Annotated in this window: 9 protein-coding genes; 6 read left to right on the forward strand and 3 right to left on the reverse strand. The window is 68.1% G+C overall.

Annotated elements, in window-relative coordinates:
- From BRX43_RS05595 to BRX43_RS05605, 3 genes are all read left to right on the forward strand, one after another.
- On the forward strand, positions 1-407 hold a 407-nt coding region (locus tag BRX43_RS05595; RefSeq protein ID WP_125993882.1), incomplete at its 5' end, for a hypothetical protein.
- 47 nt (positions 408-454) lie between these two features.
- On the forward strand, positions 455-1,174 hold the full coding sequence (locus BRX43_RS05600; RefSeq protein ID WP_125994000.1) for a response regulator: 720 nt from the start codon (positions 455-457) through the stop codon (positions 1,172-1,174).
- 5 nt (positions 1,175-1,179) lie between these two features.
- Complete coding sequence (locus tag BRX43_RS05605; RefSeq protein ID WP_241214808.1) at positions 1,180-2,508, forward strand: HAMP domain-containing sensor histidine kinase; 1,329 nt, start codon at positions 1,180-1,182, stop codon at positions 2,506-2,508.
- Here BRX43_RS05605 and BRX43_RS05610 read toward each other — a convergent pair.
- Together BRX43_RS05610 and BRX43_RS05615 are read right to left on the reverse strand one after the other, a co-directional pair.
- Positions 2,492-3,991: an MFS transporter gene (locus BRX43_RS05610; protein ID WP_125993883.1), complete on the reverse strand. Its 1,500-nt coding sequence runs from the start codon at positions 3,989-3,991 to the stop codon at positions 2,492-2,494. The genes BRX43_RS05605 and BRX43_RS05610 overlap by 17 nt on opposite strands.
- Positions 3,992-4,040: 49 nt before the next feature.
- Complete coding sequence (locus tag BRX43_RS05615; protein WP_125994002.1) at positions 4,041-5,066, reverse strand: LacI family DNA-binding transcriptional regulator; 1,026 nt, start codon at positions 5,064-5,066, stop codon at positions 4,041-4,043.
- A gap of 251 nt (positions 5,067-5,317) precedes the next feature.
- Here BRX43_RS05615 and BRX43_RS05620 point away from each other — a divergent pair, with 251 nt between their 5' ends.
- The 3 genes from BRX43_RS05620 to BRX43_RS05630 are packed head-to-tail and all read left to right on the forward strand — an operon-like array spanning position 5,318 to position 11,681.
- Positions 5,318-8,302, forward strand: a complete 2,985-nt coding sequence (locus tag BRX43_RS05620; RefSeq protein ID WP_125993884.1) for a TonB-dependent receptor — start codon at positions 5,318-5,320, stop codon at positions 8,300-8,302.
- Between the two features lie 53 nt (positions 8,303-8,355).
- Complete coding sequence (locus BRX43_RS05625) at positions 8,356-9,876, forward strand: tryptophan halogenase family protein (protein ID WP_125993885.1); 1,521 nt, start codon at positions 8,356-8,358, stop codon at positions 9,874-9,876.
- Complete coding sequence (locus BRX43_RS05630; protein ID WP_125993886.1) at positions 9,873-11,681, forward strand: alpha-amylase family glycosyl hydrolase; 1,809 nt, start codon at positions 9,873-9,875, stop codon at positions 11,679-11,681. The genes BRX43_RS05625 and BRX43_RS05630 overlap by 4 nt, the downstream gene beginning before the upstream one ends.
- A 43-nt stretch (positions 11,682-11,724) precedes the next feature.
- On the opposite strand, the gene BRX43_RS05635 is transcribed toward BRX43_RS05630, so the two are convergent.
- Positions 11,725-13,845, reverse strand: coding sequence for a M3 family metallopeptidase (locus BRX43_RS05635; RefSeq protein ID WP_125993887.1), 2,121 nt, complete (start codon positions 13,843-13,845; stop codon positions 11,725-11,727).
- Positions 13,846-13,903: the final 58 nt, after the last annotated feature.

Raw genomic sequence — 13,903 nt, forward strand, 5'->3', positions numbered from 1 at the left:
CGCCCCCGCCGCCACCCGTCCAGCAGATGATGCGCGCCAATGCGGATGGCGACGGCATCGTCACCCGTCGGGAGGCGCTGACCGCCGCCGACCTGGAATTCGCGAGAATGGACGCCGATCATGACGGCAGGGTCACCGCCGACGAGCGCCGCGCCTATGTCGCGCAGGCGCGCGATCCGCGCGGGCTCGGCCGGCGCGGTCCGCCCCGCCGTCATGGCGAGGATCAGGTGATGACGCTCGACCAGTTCCGCGCCCGCGCCGCCGCGCGGTTCGACCGGATGGATGGCGATCACGACGGCCGGCTCGACAAGACCGAGATCGCCCATATGCGCGAGGCGCGGCGTGCGTGGAAGCGCGACCTGCCGCCGACCGAGGCGGCTATGCCGCCCGCATCGGTCGATCGCTGACGCCGGCCCCCTTCCCCGCGCCGCCCGCCATGCTAGAAGCCCAGCCGATGGGAGATGTGCCGCACCTGCTGCTGGTCGATGACGAGCGCTCGATCCGCGAACCGCTGGCCCAATATCTGGTCCGCCAGGGGTTTCGCGTCACCCAGGTCGGCGATGCGGCCTCGGCGCGCACGCGGCTGGCCGCCTATGCGATCGACCTGGCGATCGTCGACATCATGATGCCGGGCGAGGACGGGCTGTCGCTCTGCCGCCATATCGCCGCGACCAGCGACGTGCCGGTCATCCTGCTGACCGCCAAGGCGGAGGAGACGGACCGGATCGTCGGGCTGGAGATGGGGGCGGACGATTATGTCGTGAAGCCCTTCTCGCCCCGCGAGCTGGCGACGCGGGTCAAGGTGGTGCTGCGGCGATTGCGCGGCGGCGGGGCGCGCCATCATGCGCCGGACGGCGGCTCCTATGCCTTTGCCGGCTGGGTGCTGCGCGCGGGCGAACGGGCGCTGGTCGACCGCGACGGCGTCTCGGTCGCGCTGTCGAGCGGCGAGTTCAACCTGCTCCAGGCCCTGGTCGCGCGACCGCGCCAGGTGCTGACCCGCGACCAGTTGCTCGACCTGACCCAGGGGCGCGAGGCCGCCGCCTTCGACCGGGCGATCGACAATCAGATCAGCCGGTTGCGCAAGAAGATCGAGGCCGACCCCAAGGCGCCCGAGATCATCAAGACGGTCTGGGGCGGCGGCTATACGCTGGCGGCGGAGGTCACGCGGCTTTGACGCGGATGTGGCCGCGTCGCTTCGCCGGGCAGATGGCGTTGCTGATCGCGCTGGCGCTGTTCGTCGCGCAGGCGATCAACTTCGGCCTGGTGCTGCGCGACCGGGCGCAGTTCCGGCTGGAGCAGGCGACCCGGCCGGTGGCGGTGCGGATCGCCGATGCGCTCGATCGCGAGGTGCAGGGCAAGCGCGCGCTCGCCCCCGATCGCGGCCGGGTGCGCCGCGTGGCCGCCGATCCGATCGCCGCCAGTTCGGCGGAACACCATCCCGAGGTTGCGAGCGAGTTGCGCCGGCAGCTCGCCGAACTGGGCATTCGGGTCGGGCGGATCGATACCGGCCTGCGGGTCGGCGATCCCGAAATGCCGCGCGGCGGCCGGGCCGAGCGGTTCCGCGATCCGCCCAGCTTCGAGACGCTGCTGATCGCGGTCGAGCAGCCGGGCCGCGGCTGGCTGACCATCGTCGCGCCCTGGCCCCGGCCGGAGAAGCGCATCTTCTGGGCGCTCGTCAGCCAGACGCTGATCCTCTACATCGTCGTGCTGTTGCCGGTGCTGTGGGCGGTGCGGCGGATGCTGCGCCCGTTGCGCGACCTGACCCGCGCGGCCGAACAGTTCCGGCCCGGCGCCGAGCCGGTGCCGCTGTCGGCGGAGGGGCCGGAGGATGTCGCGGGGCTGATCACCGCCTTCCAGCGGCTCAGCCTGCGCGTGTCGGCGATGCTGGACGAGAAGGACCGGATGCTGGGCGCGATCGGCCATGACCTGCGCACGCCGCTGGCGGCGCTGCGCGTGCGGATCGAGTCGGTCGAGGACGAGGTCGATCGCCAGCGCATGGCGGACACCGTCGCCGAGATGAACCGGACGCTGGACGACATATTGTCGCTCGCCCGGCTCGGCCGCCCGTCCGAACCGCGCGTCGAGGTCGATCTGGGGGCGCTGGTCGATGCGGTGGTGGAGGATTTCCGCGATCTCGGCGCGCCGGTCGACTATATAGAGGGAGAGCGGATCACGCTGAAGCTGCGGCCGTCGCTGATGCGCCGGGCGGTGCGCAACCTGATCGAGAATGCGGTGAAATACGGCGTATCGGCGACGGTGCGGATCGCCCATCTGGGCCCGCAGGTCGCCATCCTGGTCGAGGATCACGGGCCGGGCATCCCGGAGGAGCGGCTGGACGATGTCTTCGATGCCTTCACCCGGCTGGAGCATTCGCGCAACCGCGACACGGGCGGCATCGGCTTGGGACTGGCGCTGGCCCGCGCTATCGTCAACGAGGCGGGCGGCGAGGTGACGCTCGCCAACCGGCCGCGCGGCGGGCTGGTCGCGACCATCACCCTGCCGCGCTGACGCCCTCCCCTTCGCGCACGCGCAGCATCGACAGCGCCGCAAGCAGCATCACCGCGGCGGCGAAGGCCATGGTCCAGATCGGCTCGGTCGGGAAGACATGGCGGACGATCGTGCCCATCACCGTCGCCACCAGCAATTGCGGTACGACGATGAAGATGTTGAACAGGCCCATATAGATGCCCAGCTTCCGCTGCGGCAGGCTGGACGCCAGGATGGCATAGGGCATGGCCAGGATCGACGCCCAGGCGATGCCGATCGCCACCTCCGCCAGCAGCAGCGTATAGGGGTCGCGAAGCACGAAGAAGGACAGGAAGCCGATCGCCCCGATCACCAGCGCGCCGGCATGGGTCCGCACCTTGCCGAAGCGGCGCGCCATCGGCTGGAGCAGGAAGGCGGCGGTCAGCGCGGCGACCAGATTGTACATGGCGAACAGGATGCCGACCCAGTTGCCGCCGGCATTATAGGCCGCGCTCGCCGGGTCCGCCGAGCCGAAGGCATATTGGGCGACCACCGGCGTCGTGTAGATCCACATGATGAACAACGCCGACCAGGTGAAGAACTGGGTCAGCGCCAGCCGCTTCATGATCGGCGGCATCCCCGCGAAGTCGCCGACGATATGGGTCAGGACATTGTCGCTCCGCCCCCGCGCGTGCAGCCATCCCGCCGCCAGCCGCGCGATGCCGTAGAGCGCGACCAGCACGCCGAGCAGCGCCAGCTCCTTTTCGAGCCCGAGCAGCAGCACGAACAGGGCGATCCCCGCGCCCGCGCCGATCCAGGCCAGGCCGCCCAGCGTCGAGGCGGGCGGCACCGGCGGCGGATCATGCGGCTCGACGGCCAGCCCGTCGAACGCCGCCAGTTCGGCCGGGCTGTATTCGCGCGTCGTCACCACGGTCCAGGCCACGGCCGCGAACAGCACCGCGCCGCCGAGATAGAAGGAATAGCGCACCGTATCCGGCACGCCGCCGCCGCTCGCCACATTGGCGATGCCGATCCGGTCGAGCAGGAAGGGCGTGGCCGATCCGATCACCGCGCCCGCGCCGATGAACGCGGTCTGGAGCGCATAGCCGGCGGTATGCTGGTCCTTGCGCAGCATGTCGCCCACGAACGCACGGAACGGCTCCATCGCGATGTTGAGCGAGGCGTCGAGCATCCACAGCAGCATCGCCGCCGCCAGCAGACCCGGCGCATTGGGCATCCCGACCAGCGCCAGCGTCGCCAGCACCGCGCCCGCGAAGAAATAGGGCCGCCGCCGCCCGAACCGTCCCCAGGTCCGGTCGGAGAAATAGCCGATCACCGGCTGCACCAGCAGCCCGGTCAGCGGCGCGGCGATCCACAGGATGGCGAGGTCGTCCAGCCGCTCGCCCAGCGACTGGAAGATGCGGCTCATATTGGCGTTCTGAAGCGCGAAGCCGATCTGGATGCCGAAGAAGCCGAAGGAGATGTTCCACAAACCGGCGAAACCCTGGCGGGGCTTGTCCCTCATCCGCAATCCTCTCTCGCCCGCATGTCGTTGTTTCCGGGCCTGTCGCGGGTCAGACCGAGGAGCGGCGTACCACCAAACGGGTGGGAAGGACCACGCTTTGCGTCGGCTCGCCGCGAATGCGCGCGAGCAGCGTGTCGATCAGGCGACGCCCCGCCGCGCCGGCATCCTGCACCACCGTCGTCAGCGGGGGATTGGCCAGGCTGGCGGCGGGGATATCGTCGAAGCCGACGATGGCGACATCCTCCGGCACGCGCAGCCCGACATTGACGAACACCCGCATCGCCGCCAGCGCGATCAGGTCGCTGGCGGCGACGATCGCGTCGAACGGATCACCCCGGTCGAGCAGATCCTCCGCCGCGCGCGTCCCCGCCTCCTCGGTCGAGATCGCCGGCACCTGCAGGCGCGGATCGATCGGCAGGCCCGCCGCCTCCAGCGCCGCGACATAGCCCAGATAGCGATCGTGGAACTCGGGATAATGATCGGTGGCGTCGCCCAGGAAGGCGATGCGGCGACGGCCCTGCGCGACCAGATGCTCGGCCGCCGACCGACCGCCCGCGACATTGTCGCACCCGATCGTCAGCCCCGGCTGCCCCGCCTGGACATGGCCCCAGCGGACGAAATGCGTGCCGCGTTCGACCATATCGACCAACCGCTGACGATAGTCGGCATAATCGCCATAGCCGAGCAGGATCAGCCCGTCGGCGCGGTGGCTCTGCTCGTAATCGGCCTGCCAGTTGGACGAGGGCTGCTGGAAGGAGACGAGCAGGTCGTAGCCGGCCTCGGCGCAGCTGCTCATCATCGATCCCAGCATCGCCAGGAAGAAGGGGTTGATCAGCGTGTCGTCGGGACTGGGATCGCGGAACAGCAGCAGCGCCAGCGTCCGCGAATGGCCCGAGCGCAGGCCGGAGGCGGCGCGGTCGACCGTATAGTTGAGCTGCTTGGCGATCGCCTCGATCCGCTGGCGCGTCGCCGGGCTGACGGTCGGGCTGCCGCGTAGCGCGCGCGACACGGTCGGCTGCGACACGCCGGCGAGATGGGCGATATCGAACGAAGTCGCCTTGCGCTGCCCCGCCACGTGCCTTCCCTCTCCCGCATCGGCCACGCCATCATGGCGGATGCCCGGAAACGACAAACTCCAATCACGCGCCAGCGTCAACGGCAGTGGTGCGGCCAGGATCATTGTCACCGGAAAGCCACAATCGATTTGTTCACGATTTGAATACGTATGTCGATCGATTGGCGAAGCGCGCAATTGATTTCATTACGGAAACAGAAATCCGGCCCACGGCGCGTCAGACGCAAACGGGGCTTTTGGGGAGAGATTCCATGTACGGTTCCCACCGTGCGCCGACAGCGTCGGCGCGCACGATCCTGAAGCTGTCGGTGAGCGGCGCGGCGCTGGGCGCAGGCCTGTTGCTGATCGGCACCACCGGCGCGATGGCGCAGACCAGCCTGCCCGACGCGGCGCAGGTGTCCGCCGGCAGCAAGGTGCCCGATCCTGCCGCCAGTTCCTCCACCGCCGCCAATCCCAATGAGGCCGGCGGCGCCGAGGATCGCAAGGCCGCCAACGCCGCCCAGACCGGCGACATTACCCCCGCGACCAACGAGGCGGTCGCCCAGGCCGCTGGCGCCGCCGCGACCGATGCGGGCGCCTCGCCCGAACAGGCCGACATCGTCGTCACCGGTTTCCGCCGCAGCCTGGAAAATGCCGTCGCCGAGAAGAAGAACCGCGACCAGATCGTTGAGTCCGTCTCGGCCGAGGATATCGGCAAGCTGCCCGACGCCTCGATCGCGGAGTCGATCGCGCGTCTGCCCGGCCTGACTTCGCAGCGCATCCAGGGCCGCTCCAACTCGATCTCGATCCGCGGCTTCGCGCCCGATTTCTCGACCACCCTGCTCAACGGCCGCGAGCAGACCTCGACCGGCGACAATCGCGCGGTGGAATATGACCAGTATCCGGCCGAGGTCGTGAACCAGGTCGTCGTCTACAAGACCGGCACCGCCTCGGTGATCGGCCAGGGCCTGTCGGGCACGGTAGACCTGCGCACCATCCGTCCGCTGGAATTCGGCCGGCGCGTCATCTCGATCGGCGCGCGCGGCGTCGATGCGGACATCGGCAAGCTCAACGCCGATTCCAAGCAATATGGCTACCGCGTCAACGGCACCTATGTGGACCAGTTCCTCGACAAGCGGCTGGGTGTCGCGCTGGCCGCCAGCTATACCGACGAACCGTACCAGACGCAGGAGTTCAACGCCTGGGGCTATGGTGCCGCCGGCCCCAGCAACGCCGCGCTGATCGGCGGGTCGAAGTCGTACATCACGTCCAACAGGCTGCGCCGCCTGGGCCTGACCGGTACGGTGGAATTCCGCCCGGTCGAGAATTTCACCACGACCATCGACGGCTTCTATTCCGACTTCCAGGATCACGCGATCAAGCGCGGCATCGAACTGCCGCTCGGCTTCGACGGGCAGAACGGCCTGGGCGTCACCGATCCGGCGAACACCGGCGCGCGCTTCAATCCCGCCACTGGCCAGATCGCCAACGGCACCTATGTGTCGGGCACCTTCACTAATGTGCAGGGCGTGATCCGCAACAATCGCGAGGATCGCGACGCCAAGCTCTACGCCTTTGGCTGGAACAACCAGTATAAGGGCGATGACGGCTGGAACGCGACCTTCGACCTCAGCTATTCCAAGACCAAGCGCAACGAGACGATCTTCGAGACCTATTCCGGGACCGGCTATGGCCGCGCATTGGGCGCGACCGACACGATCGGATTCGTCTCCTCGACCAAGGGCACGGTGTTCAGCCCGACGCTCAACTATTCCGACCCCAACCTGATCCAGCTCACCGACCCGCTCGGCTGGGGCGGATCGAACGTCCAGGCCGGCTATTTCAACGACCGCGCCGTATCCGACCGCATCTGGCAATATCGCGCCGAGGTGGAGAAGGAGATCGAGGACAGCTTCTTCTCCAGCGTCCAGGCGGGCGTGAACTACACCAACCACGACAAGTCGCTGACCCCGAACGAGGCCCTGGTCCAGCTCGCCAGCGGCAATGTGATCGAGCCGGTGCCCAGCCAGTATCTGAAGACGCCCAGCGACCAGACCTATCTGGGGCTGGGGCCGGTGATCAGCTACAATCCCTATGACCTGCTCGACGGCGGCGTCTATCGGCTGGTGTCGAACAACGCGAACAACGACGTCCGCGCCAAGGCCTATTCGATCAGCGAAGACCTGATGACGATGTACCTGCAGACCAATATCCGGCAGGACATCGGCAGCGCGCAGCTGACCGGCAATATCGGCGTGCAGGCGGTCAACACCTCGCAGCATACCAGCGGCTATTATATCGATCCGACCAATACCGGCATCGTGCCGATCCGGCAGGGCGCGGACTATTGGGACGTGATGCCGTCGCTCAACCTGTCGCTGCGCACCGCCAACGACTTCGTCATCCGCGCCGCGCTGGCGCGGCAGGTGATGCGCCCGCGCATGGACTCGATGCGCCTCGGCCTGTCCTATGGCGTCGACCAGACCCGCGGGATCATCGCGGGCAGCAGCGGCAACCCCTTCCTCCGCCCGTTCCGCGCCAATGCCGCCGACCTGACGTTCGAGAAGTATTTCGGCAACAAGGGCTATCTGGCGGCGCAGTTCTTCTACAAGAAGCTGATCAACTATGTCGTCGACCGCAATCTCCAGGACCAGGTCTATGACTATACCGGCCTGCCGCTGAGCGCGAGCGGCGGGTTCCAGACCACCAATCCCAACGCCCCCAACTATGTCTCGCCGATCGGCGTCATCACCCAGCCCTATAACGTCAAGGGCGGGCAGCTCTACGGCGTCGAGCTGGCGGGCACGCTGCCGCTGGGCGAGGTGGTCGGCTTCCTCAACGGCTTCGGCGTGACCGGCGGCGGCTCCTATACCAAGTCGGAGATCGTGGCCTATCCGGGCGCGACCGCCGCCGACCTGCCCGGCTATTCGCGCTGGGTGGCGAACGGCACCGCCTATTTCGAGAAATGGGGCTTCTCGGCGCGCGGCTCGGTCCGCTACCGGTCGAGCTTCATCGGCGAGGTGTCGGGCCTGGCCGCCAACCGGGTCAACCGCAATGCGCGCGGCGAGCTGATCGTCGATGGCCAGATCGGCTATGACTTCAGCAACGGCTTTCTCCAGGGCCTGTCCGTCTATCTCCAGGGGCAGAACCTGACCAACACGCCGTTCGTGACGCAGAACCCGGGCCAGGACCTGCAGATCATCGACTATCAGCGTTATGGCCGCCGCTATCTCGCCGGCTTCACGATGAAGTTCTGATCCATGGCGACCGCCCGACATACCCCTCGGGCGGTCACCGGACGGGACAGGCCATGACCGCCGCCGCCATCCGCAGCGTCGTCATCGTCGGTGGCGGCAGTGCCGGCTGGATGGCGGCGGCGGCGCTTTCGCGATTCCTGCCGCCGGGCACCGCGATCCGGCTGATCGAGTCCGACGCGATTGGCACGGTCGGCGTCGGCGAGGCGACCATCCCGCAGCTTCGCCTGTTCAACCAGTCGCTGGGGATCGACGAAGACGCGTTCGTCCGCGCGACCGGCGGCAGTTTCAAGCTCGGCATCCGCTTCGACGGCTGGTCCGGGCCGGACAGCCGCTACATCCACGCCTTCGGCACGATCGGTCGCGGCGCGGGGCTGTTGCCCTTCCACCATTACTGGCTGGCGCATCGTCAGGCCGGCGGCACGACCGACCTGTGGGACTGTTCGGCGAGCGCCCGTGCGGCGGCGGCCGACCGGTTCGCCCCCGATCCCGGCCGCCCCGACCTGCCGAGCGGCCTTGCCTGGGCCTATCATTTCGATGCGGGCCTCTATGCCGCCTATCTGCACCACTATGCCGAGGCGCGTGGCGTGGAGCGCATCGAGGGACGCATCGTCGGCGTTGAGCGCGATGGCCACACCGGCCATGTCGCCGCCGTCCGGCTGGAGGGTGAGCGCCGGGTCGCGGGCGACCTGTTCATCGACTGCTCCGGCTTTCGCGGCCTGTTGATCGAGGAGACGCTGGCCAGCGGCTTCGACGACTGGTCGGCGCACCTGCCCTGCGACCGCGCGCTGGCGGTGCCGACCGGGCGGACCAGGCCGCTCCATCCCTTCACCTGCGCCACCGCGCGTGCGGCGGGTTGGCAATGGCGCATCCCGCTCCAGCATCGCACCGGCAACGGGCTGGTCTATGCCTCCAGCCACCTGTCCGACGATGCGGCGGCGGAGCTGCTGGTCGGGCATCTGGACGGCCCGCCGCTGGCCGACCCCCGGCCCTTGCGCTTCACCACCGGTCGCCGCCGCCGGCCCTGGATCGGCAATTGCGTCAGCCTGGGGCTGGCCGCCGGTTTCATGGAGCCGCTCGAATCGACCAGCATCCATCTGGTCCAGTCGGGCATCGCGCGGTTGCTGGAATTCTGGCCCGACCGCCGCTTAGCCCCCGCCGGCATCGCCGCCTTCAACCGGCGCAGCGAGGCGGAGTGGCTGGCGATCCGCGACGCGCTGATCCTCCATTACCATGCCAACGCGCGCGACGAACCTTTCTGGTGCGAGCGGCGCGCGGCACCGATCCCCGACAGCCTGGCGGAGCGGATCGACCTGTTCCGCGAGTCCGGCCGCATCCTCCGCCAGGGCGACGAACTGTTCGCCGAGGTCGGCTGGCTCCAGATCCTCATCGGCCAGGGCATCGTGCCGCTGGACCATGCGCCCCTGGTCGCCGCCCTGCCCCCGGCCGAGCGCGAGGCGCTGGTCGCGATCGCCGCCCGCCATGCCGAAGCGGTGGCCGCCCGTCTGCCCGACCATGCCGAATTCGTCGCGCGCCATTGCGCCGCCCCGCCCCCGACCGAAAGCCGAACCGCATGAAGACCGCCCTGCTCGCCGCCGTCGCCACCCTCGCAAGCTGGGCCGTCCCCGCCGCCGCGCAGGACTATCGCCAGCGCCCGCCGCAGGACGAGGTGATCTATTTCGTCCTGCCCGACCGGTTCGACAATGGCGACACCGCCAATGATCGCGGCGGTCTGACCGGCGATCGGCTGGCGACCGGCTTCGACCCGAGCGCCAAGGGCTTCTACCATGGCGGCGACTTGAAGGGGCTGATCCGCCGGCTTGACTACATCCAGGGCCTGGGCGCGACCGCGCTCTGGGTCGGGCCGATCTTCAAGAACAAGCCGGTTCAGGGTGGCAAGGGGCAGGAGTCCGCCGGCTATCACGGCTATTGGATCACCGACTTCACCCGGGTCGATCCGCATTTCGGCACCGATGCCGATTTCCGCGCGCTGGTCGATGCGGCGCATGCTCGCGGGATGAAGGTCTATATGGACATCATCGCCAACCATACCGCCGATGTGATCCAGTACCGGGAATGCGGCGAAGGCAGGCCCTGCCCGTATCGCGACCGCGCCACCTATCCCTATCGACGCAAGGGCGGCCTGACCGGCGAGGCGATCAATCCCGGCTTTCTGGGCGACGATGTGCAGACGGCGGGGAATTTCGCGCGGCTGACCGATCCGACCTATGCCTATACCCCCTATGTCCCCGCCGCCGAGCGACAGGTGAAGGTGCCGGCCTGGCTCAACGACCCGATCTACTATCACAATCGCGGCGACACGCTGTTCCGCAACGAAAGCTCGCAGACCGGCGACTTTTCCGGGCTGGACGATCTGATGACCGAGAACCCGCGCGTCATCGCCGGGATGATCGACATCTATGGCGGCTGGATCGACCGGTTCGGCGTCGACGGCTTCCGCATCGACACCGCCAAGCACGTGAATCCGGAATTCTGGCGCGCATTCGTTCCGGCGATGCAGGCGCGTGCCGCCGCGCGCGGCATCCCCCATTTCCACATCTTCGGCGAGGTGACGGCGGGGATGGAGCCGGGCTATCTGGCGCGCTGGACGAAGATCGCCGGCTATCCGGCGGTGCTCGACTTCGCCTTCCAGAATGCGGTGATGCAGGTGGTGGCGGAGAACAAGCCGACCAGCGTCATGGCCGACCTGTTCGAAGGCGACGTGCTCTACGCCCAGGGCGAGGCGACCGCCGATATTCTGCCGACCTTCCTCGGCAATCACGACCAGGGCCGCTTCGCCCGCTGGGTGCGGCTGGGCAATCCCGATGCCCCGGACGCGGAGGTGCTGAAGCGCGTCGCACTGGCCCATGCCATGCTGCTGACGCTGCGCGGCGTGCCGACGCTCTATTCGGGCGACGAGCAGGGTTTCGCCGGCGACGGCAACGACCAGGACGCGCGCGAGGATCTCTTCGCCAGCCGCGTCGTCAGCTATAACGACAACCGTCTGGTCGGCACGACCCGCACCACGGCTCAGGACAATTTCCAACCCGACCATCCGCTCTATCGGACGATCGCCAGCCTCGCCCGCCTGCGCACCGCCACGCCGGCCTTGACCCGCGGCCGCCAGGTGACGCGCCAGCGCGGCGATGGCCCCGGCCTGTTCGCCGTCTCGCGCTTCGATCCCACGGACGGGCGTGAGGTGGTGATCGCCTTCAACACCGCCGCCACGCCCATCACCCAGGCGGTGCAGGTGGAAGCGAAATCAGAGCGTTTCACGACGCTTGCCGGCACCTGTCCGGCGACCGCCGCCGCGCCGGGCAGCCTGACCATGACACTGCCCGCCTTCGGCTATGCGGTGTGTTCGGCCTCCCCCTCCCGCTAAGGACCGAGCGGCTCCTCTCCCATATGGAAGAGGAGCCGACACATCACTTGGCCTGGAAGCCCCGCTTCGCCAGCAGCGCCTTGATGTCCGGGTCTCGGCCCCGGAAGGCGCGATACGCCTCGGCCCGGTCGGTTTCGTTGCCGGTCGACAGCAGGATGCGCGCGAAACGGTCCGCCGTCGCCTTGTCCCACGGACTGCCCGCCTCCTCGAACGCGGCGAAGGTGTCCGCGTCCATCGTCTCCGACCACAGATAGCTGTAATAGCCCGCCGAATAGGCGTCGGACGAGAAGAGGTGATTGAACTGCGGCAGGCGGTGCCGCATCACCAACTGCGCCGGCATCCCGATCTCCTTCAGCGTCGCCGCCTCGAAGGCGGCGGGATCGACGATTCCGTCGGGCAGCGTGTGCAGCTTCATGTCGACGATCGCCGAGGACAGATATTCGGTCGTGGCGAAGCCCTGGTTGAAGGTCTTCGACGCCTCGATCTTGTCGAGCAGCGCCTGCGGCATCGGCTGCTTGGTCTGGTAATGGCGGGCATATTTGTCGAGCACGTCGCGGGTCAGCAGCCAATGCTCGTTCACCTGGCTGGGATATTCCACGAAGTCGCGGGGCGTGCCGGCCAAGCCGGGATAATAGACATTCTGCAGCATCGCATGGATGGCATGGCCGAATTCGTGGAACAGCGTCTGCGCATCGTCCAGGCTGATCAGGATCGGCTCGCCGGGCGCGCCCTTGGCGAAGTTGTTGTTGTTGGACGACAGCACCATCTGCGCCGGCGGCAGGCCGCGCTGCCCGCGATAGGTATTGGCCCAGGCGCCCGACCGCTTGCCGGTCCGCGCGAAATCGTCGCGGTAGAACAGGCCGACCTCCTGCCCGTTCCGCGTGACGTGCCAGACGCGCATGTTGGGCTCGAACACCGGCACGGTGCCGGTAATCTCCTTGAACTCCAGCCCATACAGCCGGTTGGCCGCGTAGAGCGAACCCTGGATGATGTTGTTGAGTTCGAAATAGGGCTTCAATTGCGCCTGATCGAGGTCGTAGCGCGCCTTGCGCACCTTCTCCTGATAGAAGCGATAGTCCCAGGGTTCGATGCGGATCTTCGCGCCCTCCTTGTCCGCGATCGCCTGCATGTCGCGGACCTCCTCGGCGACGCGCGCCTTGGCATAGGGCCAGACGCGCATCATCAGCGCCATGGCGGCGGCCGGCGTCTTGGCCATCGTGTCCTGCATCCGCCAGTCGGCATGGGTCTTGAAGCCGAGCAGGTGCGCGCGGTTGGCGCGGAGCCGGACGATGCGCGCGATCGTCGCCTTGGTGTCGTTGACGTCGCCATTGTCGCCGCGCTTGACAAAGGCGCGCCACACCTGTTCGCGCAAGGCGCGGTCCTGTGCGAAGGTCAGCACCGGATCGACGGCCGAGCGGGTATTGACGATCGCCCAGCCCTGTTGACCACGCTCCTGCGCCGCCGCCCGGGCCACCGCCTTGACGCTGTCGGGCAGGCCGGCGAGCCGCGCCTCGTCGGTGACGATCGTCGCCGTCCCCTCGTCGGCGAGCAGACGCTGCGAGAATTCGGAGAAGTTGATCGCGAGATTCTGGTTGAAGGCGGACAGTTCCGCCTTCTGCGCCGCGTTCAGCTTTGCGCCCTGGCGGACGAAGCTGTCGTAGGTGCGGGTCACCAGCCGCTGCTGCTGGGCGGTCAGGCCGCTGGTCGCCCGCGCCTTCCAGATCGTCTCGATCCGGGCGAACAGCTTGGGATCGAAGGTGATCTCGTCGGACGCCGCGGCCAGCCTGGGCGACCATTCGCGGTCCAGCGCCTGATAGGCGGGCGTGTTCATATTGCCGGTCATCACGCCGAACAACGTCATTACCCGGCCCAACCGCTGTCCGGCGAGCTGCATCGGCACGAAGGTGTTGGCGAAGGTCGGTGCCGCCGGATCGTCGGCGATGCGGCGATAGTCGGCGCGGCGCTCGGCCAGCGCGGCGGTGAACGCGGCGGGGAACAGCTCGGGCTTCACCTTGTCCCAGGGCGGCACCCCGCCATAGGGACCGGTCCAGTCGGCCAGCAGCGGATTGGCGGCGGCATTGGCGGTCGGAGCCGCCGGCCCCTGGGCCAGGGCGGAAGAGGCCAGCAGGGTGGCGGCACCGGCCACCGTCAGAAAGCTACGCATTATCGGTCTGATACTCCCGGATCACGGAAGCACCAGCATAGGCGACGAACGGCGGGGC

It is taken from the genome of Sphingomonas sp. S-NIH.Pt15_0812, from assembly GCF_003951315.1.
Taxonomy (GTDB): Bacteria; Pseudomonadota; Alphaproteobacteria; order Sphingomonadales; family Sphingomonadaceae; genus Sphingomonas.

Bases quoted from the DNA above. Each gene is read 5' to 3' on its own strand.
- BRX43_RS05625 (WP_125993885.1), top strand. From the start codon at position 8,356: ATGACCGCCGCCGCCATCCGCAGCGTCGTCATCGTCGGTGGCGGCAGT.
- BRX43_RS05630 (WP_125993886.1), top strand. From the start codon at position 9,873: ATGAAGACCGCCCTGCTCGCCGCCGTCGCCACCCTCGCAAGCTGGGCC.
- BRX43_RS05600 (WP_125994000.1), top strand. From the start codon at position 455: ATGGGAGATGTGCCGCACCTGCTGCTGGTCGATGACGAGCGCTCGATC.
- BRX43_RS05605 (WP_241214808.1), top strand. From the start codon at position 1,180: ATGTGGCCGCGTCGCTTCGCCGGGCAGATGGCGTTGCTGATCGCGCTG.
- BRX43_RS05635 (WP_125993887.1), bottom strand. From the start codon at position 13,845: ATGCGTAGCTTTCTGACGGTGGCCGGTGCCGCCACCCTGCTGGCCTCT.
- BRX43_RS05610 (WP_125993883.1), bottom strand. From the start codon at position 3,991: ATGAGGGACAAGCCCCGCCAGGGTTTCGCCGGTTTGTGGAACATCTCC.
- BRX43_RS05620 (WP_125993884.1), top strand. From the start codon at position 5,318: ATGTACGGTTCCCACCGTGCGCCGACAGCGTCGGCGCGCACGATCCTG.